Raw genomic sequence first — 23,207 nt, 5'->3', positions numbered from 1 at the left:
CGCCCGCATGCCTCTGATGTTCGGACCAAGCGCCGCCCGGCCTGATAGTCGACTAGCTCTTGACCGGCCGCTTCCAGCCTTGAATGTTGCGTTGACGTGCGCGGCTCACCGCCAGGCTATCGGCCGGAACGTCAGTGGTGATGGTCGAGCCAGCGGCGGTGGTAGCACCCGCGCCCACCGTAACCGGCGCCACCAAGGCAGTGTTGGTGCCGATAAAGGCGCCCGCCTCGATGGTAGTGCGATGCTTGTTTACACCGTCGTAGTTGCAGGTAATGGTTCCGGCGCCGATGTTCACATCAGGCCCCACCACCGCGTCGCCGATATAGGACAAATGATTGACCTTGGAACCCGCGCCGATCTCGACCTTCTTGGTTTCCACAAAGTTACCGATCTTGGCACCGGCCTGCAGCCGGGTACCGGGACGCAGGCGCGCGTAGGGCCCCACGTCGCAGCCTTCGGCCAGCTCGGCGTCGTCGATATGACTGAACGCCTTGATGTGGCTGCCGGCGCCAATATGGCAATCACGCAGCACACAGTTGGACTCGATGATCACATCGTCCTCGATCACCACATGCCCTTCCAGTACCACGTTAACGTCGATACTGATATCGCGCCCCACGCGGACGTCGCCACGCACATCAATGCGCGCCGGGTCGGCCAGGCTGACGCCCTCGGTCATCAGGCGCTCGGCCTGACGACGACGGTACTCGGTCTCAAGAACCGCCAGCTGCACCCGGTTGTTAGCGCCCAGCACCTCGTACTCGTCTACCGCGTGCGCCACCTCGACCGGAACCTGCTCAGACACCGCCATGGCCACCACATCGGTCAAATAGTATTCACCCTGGGCATTCTGGTTGGACAGGCTGCCCAGCCAGCGGGCGGCATGCTTGCCCGGCAAGGCCATGATGCCGGTGTTGCCTTCACGAATACGCAGTTGCTCGGCGTTGGCATCCTTCTGCTCGACAATCGCCTGCACCTCGCCAGCGGCGTTACGCAGGATGCGTCCATAGCCCGTCGGATCAGCCAGGGTCACCGTCAGCATGCCCAGCGCCTGGGCGCCTGCCTGGTTGCTCAGCTGCTGCAGGGTGTCAACGCGCAGCAAGGGCACATCGCCATACAACACCAGAACCTGATCAGCCCCCTCAGTGCCCGGCAACGCCTGCGCCACCGCGTGACCAGTGCCCAGCTGTTCGGTTTGCAAAACCCAGTGGATATCCTCGGCAGCCAACTGTTCACGCACCAGCTCAGCGCCATGGCCGATCACCACATGAATCCGCGTTGGCGACAGGCTGCGAGCACAGTCAATCACATGCCCCAGCATCGGCTTGCCGGCCACCGGGTGAAGGACTTTGGGCAGCTTGGAGCGCATGCGGGTGCCTTGACCGGCAGCAAGGATGACAACGTGCAGATTCATGGAAACGTCCTGTAGGAAAATATAAGTTCGCGCATTCTAGCAAAGCGTGCCACGCGGGCTAAAGGCTGGAGGCTGGAGGCTGGAGGCTGGAGGCTGGAGGCTGGAGGCTGGAGGCTGGAAAGCCTGCATGGGTGTGAGGGCAGATAAAAGTGCTGCTACTTGCGCGGTAACGGCAACCTGCCGCGGAATACGGCTTCCAGCCTATAGCTTTCAGCTTCAAGCCTGGTGCGCTTTAGCGCGCCAATAAAAAAGGCAGCCTAAGCTGCCTTTTTTCGACTTACCGGTTATTAAGCGCCGGTCCGCCGTACTTCTTGCGCAGTTCCTGCACGGTCCGCAATTGGGCCGCGGCCTCGGCAAGACGGGCAGAAGCCGAACCGTAGTCGAATTCTGCACCTTTCTCGCTGAGGGCGAGTTCTGCGGCTTTCTTTGCTTCCAGAGCGGCTGCCTCGTCGATGTCACCAGCACGGATAGCCGTGTCAGCGAGCACCTTGACCACTTTCGGCTGAACTTCCAGGAAGCCGCCAGAGATGTAGAACACCTCTTCGCTGCCATCCTGCTTGATCACCCGAACCGGGCCCGGCTTGAGGTCGGTCAGCAGCGGCGCGTGACCGGGCATGATGCCCAGATCACCTAGGTTGCCGTGTGCAATGACGCGTTCAACCAGACCTGAGAACAGCTCTTCTTCCGCGCTTACGATATCGCAGTGCACTGTCATAGCCATTGTATCGCCTCGGTTCAGCGCCCCCTTGCGGGGGCGCACCCATTACAGTTTCTTCGCTTTCTCGATCGCTTCGTCGATGGTACCAACCATGTAGAAGGCCTGCTCAGGCAGGTGGTCGAACTCACCCTTGAGGATGCCGCCGAAGGCACGAATGGTTTCTTTCAGCGGGACGTACTTGCCGGGTGCACCGGTAAATACTTCAGCAACGAAGAACGGCTGGGACAGGAAGCGCTGGATCTTACGAGCACGGGCTACCAGTTGCTTGTCTTCTTCAGACAGCTCGTCCATACCCAGAATCGCGATGATGTCCTTCAGCTCCTTGTAGCGCTGCAGAACATACTGAACGCCACGAGCTACGTCGTAGTGCTCTTGACCGATAACCAGCGGATCCAGCTGACGAGAGGTGGAATCCAGCGGGTCTACAGCCGGGTAGATACCCAAAGACGCGATGTCACGGGACAATACTACAGTCGCATCAAGGTGCGCGAAGGTAGTTGCCGGAGACGGGTCAGTCAGGTCGTCCGCGGGAACGTATACAGCCTGAATGGAGGTGATGGAACCGGTCTTGGTGGAGGTAATACGCTCCTGCAGAACGCCCATCTCTTCAGCCAGAGTCGGCTGGTAACCTACCGCAGACGGCATACGACCCAGCAGTGCGGATACTTCGGTACCGGCCAGGGTGTAACGGTAGATGTTGTCGATGAACAGCAGAACGTCACGACCTTCGTCACGGAACTTCTCGGCCATGGTCAGGCCGGTCAGTGCAACGCGCAGACGGTTACCCGGCGGCTCGTTCATCTGGCCGTATACCAGGGCTACCTTGTCCAGTACGTTGGAGTCCTTCATCTCGTGATAGAAGTCGTTACCTTCACGAGTACGCTCACCAACACCGGCGAATACAGAGTAACCGCTGTGCTCGATCGCGATGTTACGGATCAGCTCCATCATGTTTACGGTCTTGCCTACACCGGCACCACCGAACAGACCAACCTTACCGCCCTTGGCAAACGGGCAAACCAGGTCGATAACCTTGATGCCGGTTTCCAGCAGCTCGTTGGAGCCAGCTTGCTCGTCGTAGCTCGGAGCGGCGCGGTGGATACCCCAGCGCTCTTCTTCGCCAATCGGGCCAGCTTCGTCAATCGGGTTACCCAGCACGTCCATGATACGGCCCAGGGTCTTGACCCCGACCGGCACGGAGATGGCTGCACCGGTGTTGGACACGGTCAGACCGCGCTTGACACCTTCAGTGGTACCCATGGCGATGGTACGTACGATGCCATCACCCAGTTGCTGCTGGACTTCCAGGGTCAGACCCTTGTCAGTCACCTGCAGCGCGTCATATACCTTCGGCACGTCTTCGCGCGGGAATTCCACGTCGATGACAGCGCCGATGATTTGAACGATACGTCCGCTACTCATTTGTTGGTTCCTCTAAATGGTTGAAACCGTTCCGGTTAAACCGGGTCGCCTCAAACCGCGGCGGCGCCGCCGACGATTTCCGAAATTTCCTGCGTGATCGCTGCCTGACGAGCCTTGTTGTAGATGAGCTGCAGATTGTTGATGAGCTCACCGGCGTTGTCAGTCGCGTTCTTCATCGCGATCATCCGGGCTGCCTGTTCACAGGCATTGTTTTCGACCACAGCCTGGTAGACCTGGGACTCGATGTACCGCACCAGCAGTCCATCAAGCAGTTCCCGGGCATCGGGCTCGTACAGATAGTCCCAGCTGCCTTTCTGTGCGCCTTCGTCTTCGGAAGGCACCAGCGGAATCATCTGTTCCACTTTGGGCTGCTGAACCATGGTATTGACGAAGCCGTTGGAGACCAGGTACAGACGGTCGATGCGTCCTTCGTTGTAGCCGTCCAGCATCACTTTGACGCTACCGATCAGGTCGTTCAACGCAGGCTTTTCGCCCAGGTTGCTGATCGCGGCGACAACGTTGCCACCGTAGCTACGGAAGAAGGAAGCGCCCTTGCTGCCGATAACACAGAGTTCGGTTTCGACGTTACGGTCACGCCATTCTTTCATGCTGTTGACCAGAGCCTTGAACAGGTTAGTGTTCAGGCCGCCGCACAGACCGCGATCCGTGCTCACCACGATGTAACCGACACGCTTGACTTCACGCTCTTGCATGAACGCGTGGCGGTACTCGGGGTTGGCGTTGGCCAAATGACCGATCACCTGCTGGATACGCTCAGCGTACGGGCGGCTGGCCGTCATGCGCTGTTGTGCCTTGCGCATCTTGCTGACCGCCACCTTTTCCATGGCGCTGGTGATCTTCTGCGTACTTTTAATACTCGCGATCTTGCCGCGAATCTCTTTTGCGCCTGCCATGTCACACCTTTCCAGGTTTGCCCTTGGCCGGATCGCGCGAAGCGGGGCTCAGCTCACGCTGCGCCCCGCCGTCGGCTTACCAGCTCTGGGTCGCCTTGAACTTCTCGATGCCGGCTTTGATGCCTGCTTCGATATCGTCGTTGTAATCGCCCTTTTCGTTGATCTTGGCAAGCAGGTCTGCGTGCTCAGATTTGAAGTAGGCAATCATGGCTTTCTCGAAAGCACCGACCTTGTTCTGCTCGACGTCGGACAGGAAGCCCTTCTCGGCTGCGAACAGGCTGACACCCATCTCGGCGATGGACATCGGCGCGTACTGGTCCTGTTTCATCAGCTCGGTAACACGCTGACCGTGCTCCAGCTGCTTACGGGTGGCTTCGTCCAGATCAGAGGCGAACTGGGCGAATGCAGCCAGCTCACGGTACTGTGCCAGTGCGGTACGGATACCACCGGACAGCTTCTTGATGATCTTGGTCTGCGCAGCACCACCTACACGGGATACCGATACACCGGCGTTAACGGCCGGACGGACACCCGAGTTGAACAGGTTGGACTCCAGGAAGATCTGACCGTCGGTGATGGAAATCACGTTGGTCGGTACGAACGCGGACACGTCGCCAGCCTGGGTTTCGATGATCGGCAGAGCGGTCAGCGAGCCAGTCTTGCCAGTTACGGCACCGTTGGTGAACTTCTCGACGTACTCTTCGGAAACGCGGGAAGCGCGCTCCAGCAGACGGCTGTGGAGATAGAACACGTCACCCGGGTAAGCTTCACGGCCCGGCGGGCGGCGCAGCAGCAGGGAGATCTGACGGTAGGCAACGGCTTGCTTGGACAGGTCATCATAGATGATCAGAGCGTCTTCGCCGCGGTCGCGGAAGTATTCACCCATGGTGCAGCCGGCGTAGGGCGCCAGGAACTGCAGGGCAGCCGGGTCAGAAGCAGAAGCGGCAACGATCACGGTGTGACCCATGGCATCGTGCTCTTCCAGCTTGCGTACCACGTTGGCGATGGTCGATTGCTTCTGACCAACAGCGACGTAGACACACTTAACGCCGGAACCTTTCTGGTTGATGATGGCGTCAACGGCCATGGCGGTCTTACCAGTCTGGCGGTCACCGATGATCAGCTCACGCTGACCACGACCTACCGGAACCATCGCGTCGACGGCCTTGTAGCCAGTCTGGATGGGCTGGTCGACCGACTTACGCCAGATCACGCCCGGCGCAACCTTTTCTACCGCGTCGGTAGCGTTGGCGTTGATGTCGCCCTTGCCGTCGATCGGCGCGCCCAGTGCGTTAACAACGCGACCCAGCAGTTCCGGACCAACCGGCACTTCCAGGATGCGACCGGTGCACTTGACGGTCATGCCTTCGGCCAGACCCAGGTAGTCGCCCAGGATTACCGCACCAACGGAGTCTTGCTCCAGGTTGAGTGCCATACCAAAGACGCCTTCGGGAAACTCGAGCATTTCCCCGTACATTACATCGGCGAGACCGTGAATCCGCACGATACCGTCAGATACGGAAAGAATCGTACCTTCGTTGCGTGCTTGAGAAGAGATATCGAGCTGCTCGATCCGCTTCTTGATGATGTCACTGATCTCTGATGGATTCAGTTGTTGCATGCCTTTATCCTCAAAACCTTATGCTGAAATCAGGAGCCCAACGACTCGGCCAGTTTGGTCAGCTTTCCGCGCACGGAGGCGTCGATGACCAGGTCGCCGGTGCGAACAACCAGTCCACCAATCAGTGACTTGTCCAGCGTCGCGTCGATGCGCACATTGCGATCGAGCTTTTTGGACAGCGCCTGAGCAAGCTGCTGCTGCTGTGCATCAGTCAGCTCGAAAGCCGAACTGACGTTGATGTCGATGGTGCGCTCAAGTTCAGCTCGGAAGCTGTTGAATAGCGTCGCGATCTCGGGCAGCAGGGCAAGCCTGCGGTTATCGGCGAGGATCATCAGAAAGTTGCGTTGCTCCTCGGACACCGATTGACCGGTGCACTCGAGGATGACCTCGGCTTTCTTCTGTTCCGCCAGACCCGGATCGGTCAGCAGCTGGCGAGTTGCCTCGTCTGCGGCCACCTGGCCAGCAGCGTTCAGCACCTCGGCCCATTCGGCCAGCGCCTGTTGGGCTTTTGCCCGCTCAAATGCCGCTTTGGCGTAGGGGCGGGCCAGCGTAATCAGTTCTGCCATGATGACCTCGCTTAGAGTTCGGCTACCAGCTTGTTCAGCATGTCACCGTGCTTGTCAGCGTCGACAGAAGTTTCCAGAATCTTCTCGGCGCCAGCCACTGCGATGGCAGCGATTTCGGCGCGCAGAGCGTCTCTGGCCTTGATGCGCTGCTGTTCGATTTCCGCCTGGGCCTGAGCCAGAATCTTCTCGCCTTCTTTACGAGCGTCTTCTTTGGAGCCTTCAACAATCTGGTTGGCACGCTTGTTAGCTTGCTCAATCAGTGCTGCGGCCTGCTCTTTTGCCTGACGCAGTTCCTGGGCTGACTTCTCTTGTGTCAGTTCCAGGTCCTTGGCGGCGCGATCAGAGGCTGCAAGGCCGTCTGCGATCTTCTTCTGGCGCTCCTGCAGAGCAGCGATGACCGGAGGCCACACGTACTTCATGCAGAACACCACGAAGATGAAGAACGCGATCGCTTGACCGAGTATCGTCAAATTGATGTTCACGTCTTCACCTCTTGCCTGTTATTCAAAACCATCAAGTTGGAGTCGCCGTTACCGGCGACTGCATTAAGCAACTTGGGCAATGAAGGGGTTGGCAAAGGTGAAGAACAGAGCGATACCAACACCGATCATGGTTACGGCGTCGAGCAGACCGGCGACGATGAACATTTTCACCTGCAGGGCGGGGATCATTTCAGGCTGACGCGCTGCGCCTTCCAGGAATTTGCCACCCAGGATACCAAAGCCAATTGCAGTGCCCAGTGCGCCCAGGCCAATCAGCAGTGCTACGGCAATCGCGGTCATTCCAACTACAGTTTCCATTTAAAGCTCCCAGTTTTCAGTTAATTGCAAGTTATGGGTTTTCGGGTAGAACTAAATCGTTATCGCCTGATCAGTGACTGTCTTCGTGCGCCATGCTGAGGTACACGATGGTCAGCATCATGAAGATGAATGCCTGCAGCGTGATGATCAGAATGTGGAAGATAGCCCACGGCACGGACAGCGCCCACTGAGCCCAGAAGGGCAGCAGAGCGATCAGGATGAAGATCAGCTCGCCGGCGTACAGGTTACCGAACAGACGCAGGGCGAGAGAGACCGGTTTGGCCAGCAGGCTGACGCCTTCAAGCAGCAGGTTGACCGGGATCAGAAGGACCTTCAGGAAAATGTTGCTGGAGGAGAAGGGGTGCAGGGTCAGCTCACCGAGGAAGCCGCCAACGCCCTTGACCTTGATGCTGTAGAAGATGATCAGCGCGAAGACCGACAGGGACATGCCCAGCGTCGCGTTGACGTCAGTAGTGGGTACGACCTTCATGTATTCGACACCGGCCATGCTGAACAGCTGCGGCAGGAAGTCGACGGGGATCAAGTCCATGAAGTTCATCAGGAAGACCCAGCAGAAGATGGTCAGCGACAGCGGTGCGATCACCTTGTTGCGACCGTGGAAGGTTTCCTTGACGCTCTGATCGACAAACTCGACCATCATTTCAACGAAGTTCTGCAGGCCGCCGGGCACACCGGAGGTGGCTTTCTTGGCCGCCATGCGGAAGATGAACAAGAACAGCGCACCGAGGAACAGGGACCAGCCGATGGTGTCTACGTGAATAGCCATGAAGCCCATGTCGGACGCTTCCTGAGCGCCGTGAGCCATGGTCCAGGTGTCCTGACTCAGAACAGTACCATCGGTACGCTCATAACCGGCCGGGAGTTTCCCGTAGGTCAGGTTCTGAAGGTGGTGCTTAATGTAATCTGATGCGGTAGCGCCTGCCATAACGTTCCTCAGGTCCTTTAGCTGTGCTGCGTTTTTCCACCCATTACCGCAGGTGTTAGCCAGTTCGTGACCAGCATGATCGCAAATGTAAGAAACAGTGCCGATACATCAATCGGCTTAATACTTTTGAACGCTATCGCAAAGAGGACAGCGCAAAGGATGAGCTTGCCGGCCTCACCCTTGTAAAAAGAATCCATTATCTGCTTTGCAGCGCGCGCCCCGGTGTACCTGAAAGCCTTGAGCGCGAAATACACATTGGGCAAGAGGAAAATAAGCCCTCCCACCAGGGCGGAGTATGCCGCCACGGGGCTTTTAATCCAGAAGAGCGCCCCCATCAACATCACAACGACAGCCTGAAACGCGAACCACTTGAGCAGCGGGGGACGACGAATGGCATTGGTCTTCATTGTCGTCATCTGTACTCGTTCACCCCTGCCGGTGGTGCATGCGTGACACAAATTACCGGGCTATCCGGCCACCTCAACGCGCGCGCACCTGGCGCGGGGATTCGTGTGGCCGCCCCCTAAAGCGCCGGTGATTATATGTGTTAGCCCTGTCAGTAGCAACCAAACAGGCGCGGCACTACATGGCGCGAGGGCGCATGCTGCCTGATCTGCGTGGCATCCCCGGCTGCTTTGGTTGTGCCTTGGGATCAGGCACTACATGTTGTGGTCAAAACACCGGATGGGCCGCCTGGCGGTCATCTTTTGTAATAATTGGCAAAGCCTTGTCAGGCCAGCAGTGACGCCGCTTGCGCGTTCGCAAGAGCTTAGCGGATGTGCTCGAGAATGCCATCAAGCTCGTCAAGCGAGCTGTAGCTGATGACCAGCCGGCCCTTACCGCGGGCACCATGCTGCAACTTCACATCGGCCCCCAGACGTTCGCCCAGGTCCTGTTGCAGACGCTCCACGTCGGGGTTGGTGCGCTGTTGTGTCGCATCCCTTCTGGGGTTTAGCCACTGGCGCACCAGCGCTTCGGTCTGACGAACGGTCAGCCCTTTGGCGACAACCTGCCGTGCTGCGGTGGTCTGCTGCTCGGCCGGCAGGCCGAGCAATGCACGAGCATGGCCCATTTCCAGGTCGCCGCGCTCAAGCATCAGCTTGACGTCTTCCGGCAGGCTCATCAGGCGCAGCAGATTGGTGATGCTGACCCGCGATTTGCCGACGGCGTCAGCCACCTGCTGCTGGGTCAGTTCAAACTCCTGCTGCAGCCGCTGCAGGGCGATGGCTTCCTCGATCGGGTTGAGGTCTTCGCGCTGGATGTTCTCGATCAGCGCCATGGCGATGGCAGCTTCATCCGGCACTTCGCGGATGACTGCCGGAATACTGTCCAGGCCGGCCAGCTGGCTGGCGCGCCAGCGGCGCTCACCGGCGATGATCTCGTAACGGCCTTCGCTGATCGGGCGCACAACGATGGGCTGCATCACGCCCTGGGCACGAATCGACTCAGCGAGTTCCTCCAGCGCCTGCGGGTCCATGTCCCGGCGGGGCTGATACTTGCCGCGCTGGACCAGATCTACCGGCAGTTCCTTGAGGATCTGATCCTGGCTGTCGTTCTCGCTGGCCGCGCCGGCGCCTGCACTCAGCAGTGCGTCCAGTCCCCGTCCCAAGCCGCGCTTCTTGCCCGCCATGCTGGTTGTCCTTGTCGTCAATCGTTCAAATCGGTAACGGCAGCCGCCTTGGCTGCCTTTTTGCTGCGGCGTACCACTTCGCCGGCCAGTGCCAGATAGGCAACGGCGCCGCGCGACTGCTTGTCGTAGGCCAGTGCCGGCATGCCGAAGCTGGGCGCCTCGGCCAGCCGTACGTTGCGCGGAATCACAGTCTGGTAGAGCTTGTCGCCAAAATGCGCGCTAAGTTGGGCGGATACATCCAGCGTCAGGCTATTGCGCGGGTCGTACATGGTGCGCAGCAGGCCCTCGATCTGCAGAGTCGGATTCAACACCGAGCTGATCCGGCTGATGGTGTTGACCAGTGCCGACAGACCTTCCAGCGCGTAATACTCGCACTGCATCGGAATAATTACCCCATCGGCGGCCACCAGGCCGTTGACGGTCAGCATGTTCAGCGACGGCGGGCAGTCGATCAGGATGAAGTCGTAGTGCTCGCGCGCATTGACCAGCGCGTAGCGCAGCCGGCTCTCTTTCATCTTGATGTTGATCAGCTCGACTTCGGCGGCAGTCAGGTCGCCGTTGGCCGGCAGCAGATCGTAGCCGCCGTGCTCCGAGCGGCAGACCGCATCGGCAAACTCGCACTGCCCGGTCAGCAGCTCATACACCGAGTTGTCCAGGTTGGCCTTGTCGATGCCGCTGCCCATGGTCGCGTTGCCCTGGGGGTCGAGATCGATCAGCAGCACCTTGCGCTTGGTTGCGGCCAGCGAGGCGGCGAGATTGATCGTGGTGGTGGTCTTTCCCACACCGCCTTTCTGGTTGGCAATTGCCAGCACCTTGCCCACGTATGACCCCCTTGATCTCAGCCCTGATTCATCCGTCGCAGTATCAACAGATGGCGGCTGCCGACGCAACCGGGAACCTGCAATTGTGCACTGCTCTCGAGCTGGAAGTCGACCGGCATGGCGGCCAGCTCGTCTTCCGGATAGACGCCCTTCATGGCCAGCCAGCGTGTGTCCGGGCTGCCCAGGTGGCGGGTCAGGTGGGTGAAATCAGCAAGGGAGGCAAAGGCCCGCGAGGTAATGCCGTCAAACGGCTGCTCGACGTTGAACGCCTCCACCCGGCTGTTGACCACCTCCAGATTGCTCAGCCCCAGTTCGGTTTTTACCTGGGTCAGAAAGCGGGTCTTCTTGCCATTGCTGTCGAGCAGGGTGAAGCGGCGAGCGGGAAACATGATCGCCAGCATCACGCCGGGCATGCCGCCACCGCTGCCGACATCCAGCCAACGCTCGCCTTCGATGTAGGGCAGGATGCTCAGGCTGTCGAGCAAGTGACGGCTGACCATCTCGTCCGGGTTGCGCACCGCGGTGAGGTTGTAGGCCTTGTTCCACTTGTTCAGCAAGGTCAGGTAAGCCAGCAATTGGCCCTGCTGGTCTTCCGTCAGGTCGATGCCCAGTTGGCGCGCGCCGTGCGCCAGCTCGATTGCGTGTTGCCCCATCGCGCTCACGCCTCCCTGGCCAGGCTGCCGCTGCCCAGGGCATTGCGTTTTTTCAGGTGAATCAGCAACAGGCTGACCGCCGCCGGCGTCACGCCCGGAATGCGCGAGGCCTGGCCCAGCGTCTGCGGTCGCACATCAGCCAGCTTGCCGCGAATCTCGTTGGACAAACCGTTCAGGCTGGCGTAGTCCAGATCCTCCGGCAGACGCGTCTGCTCGTGTTGGCGCAGGCGATCGATCTCTTCCTGCTGGCGTTCGATATAACCGGCGTACTTGGCCTGGATCTCGACCTGTTCGGCTGCATCGGCCTGCACATCGCTGCCGCCAGTCAGGGCGACCAGCGCGCTGTATTCCACTTCCGGCCGGCGCAGCAAGTCGAGCAGGCTGTACTCGTGGGTCAGCGGCGTGCCGTACTGGGCACTGTAGGCCTGGCCGTGGGCACTGGAGGGTTGTATCCAGGTGCTGCGCAGGCGCTGGGTTTCCTGCTCGATGGCTTCGCGCTTGGCGTTGAACGCCGCCCAGCGCGCGTCGTCGACCAGCCCCAGCTCACGGCCCTGCTCGGTCAGGCGCAGATCGGCGTTGTCTTCACGCAGTACCAGGCGGTATTCGGCACGCGAGGTAAACATGCGATAGGGCTCGCGGGTGCCCATAGTAATCAGGTCGTCGACCAGTACCCCGATGTAGGCTTCGTCACGGCGCGGACACCAGGCATCCAGCTCCTGCGCACGGCGCGCGGCGTTCAGGCCGGCCAGCAGACCCTGGGCGCCGGCTTCTTCGTAACCGGTGGTGCCGTTGATCTGACCGGCAAAGAACAGGCCGTCGATCACCTTGGTTTCCAGCGAGTACTTCAGGTCCTGCGGGTTGAAGTAATCGTATTCGATGGCATAGCCCGGGCGCAGGATGTGTGCGTTTTCCATGCCCTTGATTGACTGCACGATCTGCAGCTGCACGTCGAACGGCAGCGAGGTGGAGATACCGTTGGGATACAGCTCGTGGGTGGTCAGCCCCTCGGGTTCGATAAACACCTGGTGGCTCTGCTTGTCGGCAAAGCGGTGAATTTTGTCTTCGATCGAGGGGCAGTAGCGCGGCCCGATGCCCTCGATGACCCCGGAATACATGGGGGAGCGGTCGAGGTTTTCGCGGATGATGTCGTGGGTACGTTCATTGGTGTGGGTGATGAAGCAGTTGACCTGCTCGGGGTGCAGCTCGGCGCTGCCCATGAACGACATCACCGGAATCGGCGTATCGCCTGGCTGCACGGTCATCTGGCTGAAATCAACACTGCGCCCGTCGATACGCGGTGGCGTGCCGGTCTTCAGGCGATCAACCCGCAGGGGTAATTCACGTAAGCGTTTTGCCAGGGCAATGGCCGGCGGATCACCGGCGCGGCCGCCGGAGTAGTTGTCCAGGCCGATATGAATCAGCCCGCCGAGGAAGGTGCCGGTGGTCAGCACCACGTTGTCGGCGAGAAAACGCAGGCCCATCTGGGTAACTACACCGCGCACCTGCTCTTGCTCAACAATCAGGTCATCGCAGGCCTGCTGGAAAATCCACAGATTGGGCTGGTTCTCCAGCATGTGACGGATGGCGGCCTTGTACAGCACACGGTCAGCCTGGGCACGGGTCGCCCGTACCGCCGGGCCCTTGCGGCTGTTGAGTACGCGAAACTGGATACCGGCTTTGTCGGTCGCCAGCGCCATGGCGCCGCCCAGCGCGTCGATCTCTTTCACCAGGTGGCTCTTGCCGATACCGCCAATGGCGGGGTTGCAGCTCATCTGTCCCAGCGTCTCGACGTTGTGACTGAGCAGCAGGGTCTTCACGCCCATACGCGCGGCTGCAAGCGCAGCTTCGGTACCGGCATGGCCACCACCGACCACAATGACGTCAAAACGGCTGGGAAAGTCCACCTGTCACCTCGTTTGCCGGGTGTACCCCCGGCGCAGAAAAAAGGGGCTGATTATAGGGCCAAGGGGAGAAAATTGCAGCCGTGCTGACCATTTTTTGTACAACCGGCTTTTCTCTCCCGGCAAAGAGTTAAAAAGAATAAAGATGAAAATATATAAAAAGACTGAATAAGTTAATGTTAATAGGGCCGCCCTATTCTGTGGAAAACCCTGTAAACCCCTTTATTTTCATGGTGTTGCAAAAAAAGAAAGGTTGTGAAAAAACGGTCAGTTAGGGGTGTGTAGCAGGTAGTGCATCCTGTGGATGAAAGGCCTGTTTATCCACAGGCGGGTTATGCCCAGGCTTGTCCTCCGGGTTATCGACCGGGTTGGGGGGCAGTTTTCCACAGGGTTCAGCAAGTGCTTGCGGAAGCAGTAGCAGCCCGTTTTCTCGCTGGCATATGCCCTGCAATGGGGCAGTACTTTGGTGTGTTTGTGCAATTTGCACAGTCGACGCTCCGCTCCAAAGGCCCCAACGGGCGCTATCAGGCCTGCTGGCACGCTGGTTGCTCTAGCCGGGACAGGTATCCACCGTCGTGGATGCACCGCTGCCAACCGGAGACAATGCCATGAGTGAAATACAAGACAGCGCCGATCAGGATTACCCCCTGCGCCCGGTGCCGCCCCATGCGCGCAAGAGCATGTGGTCAATGAGTTTCGTCCTGCTGGGTTTTACCTTTTTCAGTGCCACCATGTGGGCCGGTGGTAGCGTGGGAGCTGCCTTCGAGTTTTCCACCCTGCTGTGGATTTTGCTGATTGGTAACCTGCTGCTGGGTGCCTACGCTGCGGGGCTGGGCTTTATCGCTGCCCGCTCGGGCCTGAATACCGCGCTGATGAGCCGCTATGCCTTTGGCGATGTGGGCAGCAAGCTGTCCGACTTTATTCTCGGCTTTACCCAGATTGGCTGGTACGCCTGGGGCACCGCTACCATGGCGTTGCTGCTGGTGAAAATGACCGGCCTGCCGGACAGTCTGGCCCTGCCGTTGATGGTGCTATTTGGTTTCGGCTTTTGCATCAGTGCCTTTATCGGCTATCGCGGGCTCGACTTGCTGTCCCGGGTAGCAGTACCGGCGATGATCATCCTTATTGCCGTCAGCCTGGGCATTGCCGGCTCCGATGCCGGAGGGCTGGCCGGGCTGGCTGCGATCGATCCGAGCGCCGAGATGAGCGTGGCGGCGGCCATTACTCTGGTGTTCGGCACCTTTGTCAGCGGTGGCACCCAGGCCACTAACTGGACGCGCTTTGCCAGGTCCGGCAAGGCTGCGGTTATCGCAACCTTGGCTGCCTTCTTCGTCGGTAATGGTTTGATGACCCTGGTCGGCGCCTTTGGTGCGCTGGTGTACCAGCAGGCCGATATCGTCGACATCATGGTGGCGCAGGGTCTGGCTACCCTGGGCGTGTTGATGCTGTTCCTCAACCTGTGGACCACCCAGGACAACACCGTCTACAACTTTGCCGTGGCCGGCTGCAACCTGCTGCGCACCGAGCGTCGCCGCACCGTGACCCTGGTCGGTGCTGCCATTGGCACCCTGCTGGCGGTACTGGGCATGTACGAGTGGCTGATCCCCTTCCTGATTCTGCTGGGCACCTTTATCCCGCCGGTGGGGGGCGTAATCATGGCCAACTATCTGGTGACCTGGCGCGGGCGCTACGGTGATCTGGCGACCACCGCCCTGCCGGCCTTCAACTGGGTGGGGCTGAGTGCCTATGCCATCGGCTCGCTGGTTGCCTACACCTCAAACTGGGTGGCCCCGCTGGTGGGTGTGCTGACCGCTGCGCTGGCGTATGCGGTATTGGCGCTGCTGATCAACCCGGTACGTGAACGCCGTGTTGCGCTGTCCAACCGCGCATGAGTGAGCTGCTGTGTACGGCCGATATTCCGGACCTGCCGGGTCTGGGGGCCATTCGTCTGCGCGCCGGTCTCGCCGGCGCCGGGCGTCAGGTACGCTGGCCCTATGTGGCGGAAAACCGCTCGTTCACGCCCTGGATCAAGGGCGGCGAGCTGGTGTTCATCACCGGCATCGGTCGACACCACAGCCTGGATAACCTGTTTGAGCTGGTGCACGAGGGCGCCGCAACCGGGGTGGCCGGTCTGGTGATCCTGACCGGTGATGCCTATATAGGTCAGTTACCGGCTGCGCTGCTGAAACGCGCCGATGCATTGCAGTTGCCCTTGCTGGAGCAGCCCTACTCGCTGCCCATGGTGACGGTGACCGAAGTGATCAGCCGCGCCATCATCAGCCGCGAACAACTGGCCGCGCGTGCGGCTGAACAGCAGGTCAGTAGCTTGCTCGAGCGTCTGCAACTGCGCCTCGGGGATCTGCCAGAGCGCGAGGCGTTTATGGCGCCCTGGTTTGCCGAGCATCAAGCATTGCTGCACGAGCTTGGCCCCACCCTCGCCGCCTGGCTACAGCACGGCGGCAACCTCAGTGCGGCTGCCGCGAGCCTCGGTAGCCACCGTAATTCCGTGCGTTATCGGCTGAACAAGCTGTTTCGCGCTACCGGTCTGGACCCGCGCAGACCAGCCGATCTGAATAACCTGATTCTGGCGCACCTGTTGTGCCAACGCCCTGATTCTGGAGAACACCCATGACCCTGCCCCTCACTGCCATCGTCAATGCCCGCCTGGCCGGTTGCCCCGGTCTGTATCGCGTCGCTATGGCGGCCGGACGCTTCACTGCCATCGAGGCCCAACCCGCCAGCCAAAACGCGGCGGCGGATGAGCTGGATGCCGGCGGCAATCTGCTGCTGCCACCCTTCGTCGAGCCGCACATTCACCTGGACGCCGCACTGACCGCCGGTGAGCCGCGCTGGAATCAGAGCGGCACCCTGTTTGAGGGCATCGAATGCTGGGGCGAGCGCAAGGCCATGTTGAGCCGCGATGATGTGGTGAGCCGTGCCGAGCAAACGCTCAAACTGTTTGCCGCGCACGGTATCCAGTACGTGCGCACCCACGTGGACGTGACCGACCCGCAGCTGACCGCCCTGCGTGCGATGGTTGAGGTGCGCGAACGGGTGCGTGAGTTTGTCGATCTGCAGATTGTCGCCTTTCCGCAGGAGGGCATTCTGTCCTTCCCCGGCGGCAAGGAGCTGATGACCGAGGCGGTTGCTATTGGCGCCGATGTGATCGGCGGCATCCCCCACTTTGAGTTCACCCGTGACTACGGCGTGGAGTCGGTCAAATGGTTGATGGACCTGGCTGAGCGCCACGACTGTCTGGTGGATGTGCATTGCGATGAGATCGACGATCCGCAGTCGCGTTTTCTGGAGGTGCTGGCCGCTGAAGCCTTGAGCCGTGACTACGGCAGCCGGGTGACCGCCAGCCACACCTGTGCCATGCACTCCTACGAGGATGCCTATTGCAGCCGTCTGTTCCGTCTGCTGTGCAAGTCGGGCCTTAACTTTGTTGCGCTGCCAACCGAGAACCTGCACCTGCAGGGCCGCTTTGACGGCTACCCCAAGCGTCGTGGCGTAACCCGGGTGCCGGAGCTGCTGGATGCCGGCCTCAAGGTCTGTTTTGGCCAGGACTCGATCCGCGACCCCTGGTACCCGATGGGCAACGGCAACCTGCTGCGTACCCTGGATGTTGGCCTGCACGCCTGCCATATGCTGGGGATGGAACGCATTGAGACCGCGCTGGAAATCGTGACCGACAACGGCGCGGCTGCGCTTAATCTCAAGGCCTACGAGATTGCCGTCGGCAACCCGGCGCGCTGCATGGTGCTGAACGGTAGCACTGCTTACCAAGTGCTGTTGAACCAGTCGCCGGTGTTGGCCTCGGTCCGCGATGGCCGCTGCCTGGTGCGACGGGATACGCCGGTGCATGAGGTCGCTGGCTGGAGCTGATTGGTCGTCGGCTGTGCTAAGGTGACCGGCCGGTTCTGCCACACAGAGGCCAGCGGTGTCCCCTTCCTGCCAAGACGGTTTACCCATGCCGCAGCGCCTCGGTGCAATCATCGCGATTGCACTGGGGGTGACCATGGCGGTACTCGACGGCATGATTGCCAACGTCGCGCTACCCACCATCGGCGCTGATCTGGGTGCCAGTGCGGCCAGCTCCATTTGGGTGGTCAATGCCTACCAGTTGGTCATTGCCGTCAGCCTGCTGCCACTGGCTTCGCTCGGCGATCTGTGGAGCTACCGACGTATTTATCTGATTGGTCTGGCGGTCTTTGCCAGCATGTCGGTGCTTTGTGCGCTGAGTGATTCCTTGTTGCAGCTGACTCTGGCGCGCATGCTGCAGGGCCTGGGTGCAGCCGCGGTGATGAGCGTCAACGGTGCCCTGACCCGACTTATCTACCCCAGTGCACGGCTCGGACGCGGGGTGGCGTTGAATACCCTGATTGTGTCGGTGGCGGCTGCGGCCGGGCCCAGTGTTGCAGCGGCTATCTTGTCACTCGCCAGTTGGCCTTGGCTGTTTGCCGTCAGTGCCCCGGTTGGTGTGCTGGCCCTGCTGATGGGTTGGCGCTTTTTGCCTGCCAACGAGGGTGCGCCAAGCCAACGTTTTGATCTACCCAGTGCCGCTCTGAACGTCCTTACGCTGGGCTGCTTCTTCCTGGCGGTAACCGGCTTTGCCCAGGGGCATGGCGGCTGGTGGCTGCTGTTGCCGGTGCTGATCGGGCTGCCGCTGGGCTGGTTGTTTGTGCGTCGTCAGCTGAGCCGCAGCATGCCGTTGCTGCCGGTGGATTTGCTGCGTATTCCCATCTTTGCCCTGTCTATCTGCAGCTCAATAAGCGCCTTTACCGCGCAGATGCTGGCGATGGTCTCCATCCCGTTCTATTTCCAGCATGCACTGGGCCTCAACGCCATTCAGACCGGTCTGCTGATGACGCCCTGGCCGCTGGCCACCATGCTGACCGCGCCGCTGGCCGGACGTCTGCTGGAGCGTTTTCACGCGGGGTTGCTGGGGGGCATTGGTATGTTGCTGTTTGCCGGTGGGCTGTGGGGGCTGGCCAGCCTGCCCGATAGCCCCGGATTTGCCTTGATACTGGCCTGGATGATGCTCTGCGGCGCCGGCTTTGGGTTATTTCAGTCACCCAACAACCACACCATCATCACCGCCGCGCCGATTCATCGCAGCGGCGGTGCCAGTGGCATGCTCAGCACCGCTAGGCTGATCGGCCAGACCAGTGGCGCGGCGCTGGTCGCCTTGATGTTCAACCTGTTTGTGGACGACGGCACCCATGTCGCCCTGCTGACTGCCAGTGCCTTCGCGGTGATGGCGGCGGCTGTCAGCAGTTGGCGGATGCGTCAGGCGCTGCCCTGACTATTTACCGATGCAGAAGCTGGAGAAGATCCGTCCCAGCAGGTCATCGGCGGAGAACTCACCGGTGATTTTGCCGAGCGCCTGTTGAGCCATGCGCAGGTCTTCAGCCAGCAGCTCGCCGGCGCCCATCAGGGTCAGTTGATCAAAACCGTGCTGCAGATAATCTGCGGCTTCTTCCAGTGCTTCGAGGTGGCGGCGGCGGGCGCTGAACAGGCTTTCGCCGGTTTGCTCAAAGCCCATGCAGGCCTTCAGGTGTTCGCGCAGCAGGTCGATACCTTCACCCTGCCTGGCTGACAGGTGCAATACCACGGAGCCATCGGCTGCGGTGTCCTGTGCAACCGGTTCACCGGTGACGTCGACCTTGTTATAGATCAGCGTGACCTTGGCCGGGTCGGGGCGTTGCTCAAGAAACTCCGGCCACAGCAGCTCGGGGTTCTTGGCTTCGGGTTGGCTGGCGTCGACCATCAGCAGAATGCGGTCTGCCTCCCCGATAGCCGCCATGGCGCGCTGGACACCAATTTGCTCGACCTGATCATCGGTGTCACGCAGGCCCGCGGTATCGATGATGTGCAGCGGCATACCATCGATGTGGATATGTTCGCGCAGGATATCCCGGGTAGTGCCGGCAATGTCGGTGACAATGGCACTTTCCCGCCCGGCCAGGGCGTTGAGCAGACTCGACTTGCCCGCATTGGGTCGCCCGGCAATTACCACGTTCATGCCGTCACGCAGCAGCGCCCCCTGCCCGGCCTGGCGCTGTACCTGGGTCAGTTCGCCCTGCACTGCCTGCAGCTGGGACAGCACGTGGCCGTCGGCGAGAAAGTCGATCTCTTCCTCCGGGAAGTCGATCGCCGCCTCAACATAGATGCGCAGGGCAATCAGCGACTCGGTCAGGGCGCGCACGCGCTGTGAAAACACCCCTTGCAGGGAGTTCAGGGCGTTGCGCGCGGCCTGCTCGGAGCTGGCCTCGATCAGATCGGCAATCGCCTCGGCCTGGGCCAGGTCCAGCTTGTCGTTGAGAAAGGCACGCTCACTGAACTCACCCGGGCGCGCCTGCCGTGCGCCGGCGGCGAGGCAGGCCTTGAGCAGCAGGTCCATCACCACCGGGCCGCCGTGGCCCTGCAGCTCCAGCACGTCTTCGCCGGTAAAGGAATGCGGCCCCGGAAAGAACAGGGTGATGCCTTCATCCAGGGTCTGCTCGCCAGAGAAAAACGGGCCGTAATGGGCGTAGCGCGGTTGCGGTTCGCGCCGGGCGATCTGCTGGGCGATGGAGCGCGCCGCCGGGCCGGAGACCCGAATGATGCCTACCCCGCCCTGCCCGGGGGCCGTTGCGAGGGCGGCAATGGTGTCGGCGTGATAGGGCGTGCTCATGGCGGCTCCGGTGTTTTCTGTGGATAGCAAAACGCCCCGCGAACGGGGCGTTTGACTGGCGGCCTCAGAGCTTAGCTCTTGCTGGCTGCGCCCTTTTCGATCTGCCGGGTAATGTACCACTGTTGTGCAATGGACAGGCAGTTGTTGACTACCCAGTACAGCACCAGACCGGCCGGGAACCAGAGGAAGAAGAAGGTGAAGATGATCGGCAGCATCTTCATGACCTTGGCCTGCATCGGGTCCGGCGGCGTTGGGTTCAGCTGCTGCTGCAGGAACATGGTCGCGCCCATGATGATCGGCAGGATGAAGTACGGATCCTTCAGCGACAGGTCGGTTATCCAGCCCAGCCACTCGGCCTGACGAATCTCGACGCTTTCCATCAGTACCCAGTACAGCGCGATGAACACCGGCATCTGCACCAGAATCGGCAAACAGCCACCCAGCGGGTTGATCTTCTCTTTCTTGTACAGCTCCATCATGCCCTGGGACATTTTCTGACGGTCATCGCCGTACTGCTCGCGCAGCGCCTGCAGCTTGGGAGCAACACGGCGCATGTTGGCCATGGAGCGGTAGCTGGTCGCCGACAGCGGGAAGAAAATCAGCTTGATCAGGCAGGTCAGCAGAATGATGCTCCAGCCCCAGTTGCCGACAAAGCCGTGGATCAGGCTCAGCACCCAGAACAGCGGCTGGGCAATCCACCACAGGAAGCCGTAGTCGACCGTCAGCTCCAGACCCTGGGAGATGGCCTTGAGGTCATCCTGAATCTTCGGGCCGGCGTAGAAGTCGGCGCTGATCTGCTGCTGTTCGCCAGCCGCCACGGTGACTGCCGGGCTGGTGAAACCAACGATGTAGTTGCCGGTACGGTCTTTCAGCGTGCGGTAGTGATGCGTGACCTCGGGGCTCGGAATCCAGGCACTGACAAAGTAGTGCTGCAGCCAGGCAATCCAGCCGCCGGAGACGTTTTCAGCCAGACGGGTGTCATCCAGCTCGGACATCTTCAGCTTGGTGTAGGACGCATCGTCGCTCCAGTAGGCGGTACCCAGGAAGGTCGCCATGCCGGTGGCGGTGGAGCTGGACGGGTCGCCGCTGCCGTCACGCTTGATCTGACCAAACAGGCTGCCGCTCCAGGGCTGGCTGCTCTGGTTGTCGATCAGGTAGCTGACGCTGACCAGGTAGCTGCCACGGGTAAAGGTGAAGCGCTTGGTGACGTTGACGCCGTCGTTGCTGGTCGTCAGGTCAACCACCAGTTGCTCCTGACCGTCGGCCAGCTGGTAGCTGCTTTGCTCGACACTGTAGCGGGCGCGGCCGCTGGACTTGTCCGGGCCTTGCTGGCCGGTCAGGCCGCTTTGCGCGATATAGGTGCGGTTGCCCGATTGCTCCAGCAGCTGGAACGGCAGATCCGGACGATCCTTGCGGGTCGGATACTGCGGCAGGGCCAGCGAAACAATGTCACCACCCACCGGGTTGATGGTCACCTGCAGGGTGTCGGTTTCAACCTTGACCAGTCCACCCTTTGCCTCCGGGGTGGTTACCTGGGCCGGCGCCAGGGCTTCGCCCTCGCCATTGATGGCAGCCGGTACATCACCGTCATGAGCGGCGGCGTTGTCATCGCCTGGCAGATCACTGCTGTCGAGCGGCGCCACCTGGGTCTGGGCTGCCGGAGCAAGATCCTGCTGAACAAAATCCTTATTCCACTGCACCACCATCAGGTAGGTGATCACCAGTAGAGCACCGATGAGGATATTACGTTGGAGGTTCATGGTTTGTTGGCCATTCGGGTCGGTCGGTTGGCAGAAGCTGGCGGTACCGGATCATACCCACCGGCGTTCCAGGGGTGACAACGTCCAAGGCGGCGTGCGCTGAGCAGGCTGCCCTTAAGAAAACCATGCTCTTCGATGGCTTCCTGGGCGTAGCAGGAACAGGAGGGATAGAAACGGCAGTGACTGGCCATCATGGGACTGATGGCGTAGCGGTAAACCTTGATCAGTCCGAGCGCGATGCTACGCATGGGATGACGGGGGTCCGGGGTCACGTGAGCGGTTTTTTGCAGCCGATTTTATAAGCCTGCGCCACATGCCCTGATACAGGGCATGCAGTGCAGCATTGTCCAGGTCGCCCAGACCCTTGCGGGCCAGCACGACAATGTCCAGATCTCCCAGCTCAGCACGATGCTGTCTGAACGATTCTCTGGCGATACGCTTGACCTTGTTGCGGTCTACCGCGCGCCGAACATTTTTCTTGGCAATGACCAGACCCAGCCGTGCGTGGCCCAGAGTATTTTCTCTGGCCAACAGCAGCAGACTGGGTCCTGAGGCTTTGCAGGTGGCTCCATCGAAAACGCGCTTGAACTGAGCAGGCGTCAATAGCCTGTGTTCAGGTGTGAATCCGAGATCCACCAGTAAACCGGTGCTTAGGCGGACAGGCGTGCGCGGCCTTTGGCACGACGGCGAGCCAGAACAGCACGGCCGTTCTTGGTAGCCATACGAGCACGGAAACCGTGGGTGCGCTTGCGCTTCAGTACGCTGGGTTGGAACGTTCTTTTCATCTTCAGATACCTGAGTAAGTCACATCAGAGCTAAGTGCCCCTTCGAGGGACCGGCAATTCTAGAGAAAAAGCCAGAGCAGGTCAATTTCCTCCGCAGGCAAAAAACCGCGAATTGCCGAACACTGCCGCATCCCTGCTGTGGCTCTCAAGGCGTTGCGGCAGACATGTTCTGTCTGCCCGTGGTCGACCTATCACCCTGCGATGAATAGATAATATGAAATCAGTTTGATTAAAAGATAAATACAGTGACTGTATATAGCGCGGCGTTTATCTGTGGATAAGCGCTTAAAAACCCTAAATATCAGTATGTTGATGCAATGATAACCCTGCGGATAAGCGGGGGACGATACCCGGCGGGTCTTGTGTGCGCCCTGTGGATAAGAGGGGTGGATATCCACAGGCTGGTTTATCCACCGATCCGAGCCCCGTTTACCAACAAGCCTGAGGCGCAGTTGTTAACAGGTTCTACAGGGCGCGGTTTACAAGGCATTTGTGCTTTTTCACAGGGGCAATGACGGTAAACGTCAAGCCGATGGCTGTTGGCTTTTTTGTTGCCGGTAGGGGGCTGGTGTGTGGATAA

At 60.3% G+C, this 23,207-nt stretch carries 23 protein-coding genes; 4 read left to right on the top strand and 19 right to left on the bottom strand.

Annotated elements, in window-relative coordinates:
• Positions 1–52 precede the first annotated feature (52 nt).
• The 14 genes from glmU to mnmG all read right to left on the bottom strand — a co-directional run bounded on the left by glmU (position 53) and on the right by mnmG (position 13,409).
• On the bottom strand, positions 53–1,414 hold the full coding sequence (gene glmU / locus HV822_RS08675) for a bifunctional UDP-N-acetylglucosamine diphosphorylase/glucosamine-1-phosphate N-acetyltransferase GlmU (protein WP_238873461.1): 1,362 nt from the start codon (positions 1,412–1,414) through the stop codon (positions 53–55).
• 277 nt (positions 1,415–1,691) lie between these two features.
• Positions 1,692–2,135: a F0F1 ATP synthase subunit epsilon gene (locus HV822_RS08670; protein ID WP_238873460.1), complete on the bottom strand. Its 444-nt coding sequence runs from the start codon at positions 2,133–2,135 to the stop codon at positions 1,692–1,694.
• 42 nt (positions 2,136–2,177) lie between these two features.
• A complete protein-coding gene (gene atpD, locus HV822_RS08665; protein WP_238873459.1) occupies positions 2,178–3,554 on the bottom strand; it encodes a F0F1 ATP synthase subunit beta in 1,377 nt (458 codons plus the stop codon).
• Between the two features lie 50 nt (positions 3,555–3,604).
• Complete coding sequence (atpG, locus tag HV822_RS08660; protein WP_083728477.1) at positions 3,605–4,468, bottom strand: F0F1 ATP synthase subunit gamma; 864 nt, start codon at positions 4,466–4,468, stop codon at positions 3,605–3,607.
• A gap of 76 nt (positions 4,469–4,544) precedes the next feature.
• Entirely contained in the window at positions 4,545–6,089 is a 1,545-nt protein-coding gene (atpA, locus tag HV822_RS08655; protein ID WP_083728478.1) for a F0F1 ATP synthase subunit alpha, read from the bottom strand.
• Between the two features lie 29 nt (positions 6,090–6,118).
• On the bottom strand, positions 6,119–6,655 hold the full coding sequence (locus HV822_RS08650) for a F0F1 ATP synthase subunit delta (protein WP_083728479.1): 537 nt from the start codon (positions 6,653–6,655) through the stop codon (positions 6,119–6,121).
• 11 nt (positions 6,656–6,666) lie between these two features.
• The gene (locus tag HV822_RS08645; protein ID WP_083728480.1) at positions 6,667–7,137 is read right to left on the bottom strand and encodes a F0F1 ATP synthase subunit B; all 471 of its coding nucleotides are present in this window, start codon (positions 7,135–7,137) and stop codon (positions 6,667–6,669) included.
• A 63-nt stretch (positions 7,138–7,200) separates the two neighbouring features.
• A complete protein-coding gene (gene atpE, locus HV822_RS08640; protein ID WP_083728481.1) occupies positions 7,201–7,455 on the bottom strand; it encodes a F0F1 ATP synthase subunit C in 255 nt (84 codons plus the stop codon).
• Between the two features lie 70 nt (positions 7,456–7,525).
• Positions 7,526–8,401: a F0F1 ATP synthase subunit A gene (atpB, locus tag HV822_RS08635; RefSeq protein ID WP_238873458.1), complete on the bottom strand. Its 876-nt coding sequence runs from the start codon at positions 8,399–8,401 to the stop codon at positions 7,526–7,528.
• A gap of 17 nt (positions 8,402–8,418) precedes the next feature.
• On the bottom strand, positions 8,419–8,817 hold the full coding sequence (locus tag HV822_RS08630; protein WP_238873457.1) for a F0F1 ATP synthase subunit I: 399 nt from the start codon (positions 8,815–8,817) through the stop codon (positions 8,419–8,421).
• A gap of 353 nt (positions 8,818–9,170) precedes the next feature.
• Positions 9,171–10,031, bottom strand: a complete 861-nt coding sequence (locus HV822_RS08625; RefSeq protein ID WP_238873456.1) for a ParB/RepB/Spo0J family partition protein — start codon at positions 10,029–10,031, stop codon at positions 9,171–9,173.
• Between the two features lie 17 nt (positions 10,032–10,048).
• On the bottom strand, positions 10,049–10,852 hold the full coding sequence (locus HV822_RS08620; RefSeq protein WP_238873455.1) for a ParA family protein: 804 nt from the start codon (positions 10,850–10,852) through the stop codon (positions 10,049–10,051).
• A 17-nt stretch (positions 10,853–10,869) separates the two neighbouring features.
• Positions 10,870–11,505 carry a 16S rRNA (guanine(527)-N(7))-methyltransferase RsmG gene (gene rsmG / locus HV822_RS08615; RefSeq protein ID WP_396265129.1) on the bottom strand — a complete coding sequence of 212 codons (636 nt, stop codon included), beginning with the start codon at positions 11,503–11,505 and terminating at the stop codon, positions 10,870–10,872.
• Between the two features lie 5 nt (positions 11,506–11,510).
• Positions 11,511–13,409 (bottom strand): tRNA uridine-5-carboxymethylaminomethyl(34) synthesis enzyme MnmG, encoded by a 1,899-nt coding sequence (mnmG, locus tag HV822_RS08610; protein WP_238873453.1) that lies wholly within the window; start codon positions 13,407–13,409, stop codon positions 11,511–11,513.
• 605 nt (positions 13,410–14,014) lie between these two features.
• On the opposite strand from mnmG, the gene codB reads away from it, so the two are divergent.
• From codB to HV822_RS08590, 4 genes are all read left to right on the top strand, one after another.
• Complete coding sequence (codB, locus tag HV822_RS08605; protein ID WP_238873452.1) at positions 14,015–15,298, top strand: cytosine permease; 1,284 nt, start codon at positions 14,015–14,017, stop codon at positions 15,296–15,298.
• A complete protein-coding gene (locus HV822_RS08600) occupies positions 15,295–16,038 on the top strand; it encodes a PucR family transcriptional regulator (RefSeq protein ID WP_238873451.1) in 744 nt (247 codons plus the stop codon). The genes codB and HV822_RS08600 overlap by 4 nt, the downstream gene beginning before the upstream one ends.
• A complete protein-coding gene (gene codA / locus HV822_RS08595) occupies positions 16,035–17,291 on the top strand; it encodes a cytosine deaminase (RefSeq protein WP_238873450.1) in 1,257 nt (418 codons plus the stop codon). The genes HV822_RS08600 and codA overlap by 4 nt, the downstream gene beginning before the upstream one ends.
• 85 nt (positions 17,292–17,376) lie before the next feature.
• A complete protein-coding gene (locus tag HV822_RS08590; protein ID WP_238873449.1) occupies positions 17,377–18,711 on the top strand; it encodes an MFS transporter in 1,335 nt (444 codons plus the stop codon).
• Here the strand turns inward: HV822_RS08590 and mnmE are convergent, their stop codons facing one another.
• From mnmE to rpmH, 5 genes are all read right to left on the bottom strand, one after another.
• The gene (gene mnmE / locus HV822_RS08585) at positions 18,712–20,082 is read right to left on the bottom strand and encodes a tRNA uridine-5-carboxymethylaminomethyl(34) synthesis GTPase MnmE (protein WP_238873448.1); all 1,371 of its coding nucleotides are present in this window, start codon (positions 20,080–20,082) and stop codon (positions 18,712–18,714) included.
• A gap of 71 nt (positions 20,083–20,153) precedes the next feature.
• Complete coding sequence (gene yidC / locus HV822_RS08580) at positions 20,154–21,842, bottom strand: membrane protein insertase YidC (protein ID WP_238873447.1); 1,689 nt, start codon at positions 21,840–21,842, stop codon at positions 20,154–20,156.
• The gene (gene yidD / locus HV822_RS08575; RefSeq protein ID WP_238873446.1) at positions 21,839–22,090 is read right to left on the bottom strand and encodes a membrane protein insertion efficiency factor YidD; all 252 of its coding nucleotides are present in this window, start codon (positions 22,088–22,090) and stop codon (positions 21,839–21,841) included. Before yidD ends, yidC begins: the two co-directional genes overlap by 4 nt.
• Positions 22,083–22,481: a ribonuclease P protein component gene (gene rnpA, locus HV822_RS08570; protein ID WP_396265150.1), complete on the bottom strand. Its 399-nt coding sequence runs from the start codon at positions 22,479–22,481 to the stop codon at positions 22,083–22,085. The genes yidD and rnpA overlap by 8 nt, the downstream gene beginning before the upstream one ends.
• 11 nt (positions 22,482–22,492) lie before the next feature.
• On the bottom strand, positions 22,493–22,627 hold the full coding sequence (rpmH, locus tag HV822_RS08565) for a 50S ribosomal protein L34 (RefSeq protein WP_083728495.1): 135 nt from the start codon (positions 22,625–22,627) through the stop codon (positions 22,493–22,495).
• Between the last annotated feature and the right edge of the window lie 580 nt (positions 22,628–23,207).

The organism is Halopseudomonas maritima, from assembly GCF_021545785.1.
GTDB classification, from domain to species: domain Bacteria; phylum Pseudomonadota; class Gammaproteobacteria; order Pseudomonadales; family Pseudomonadaceae; genus Halopseudomonas; species Halopseudomonas maritima.
Note: the sequence above shows the minus strand (reverse complement) of the source record. Positions and strands in the feature narration are given on the sequence as shown.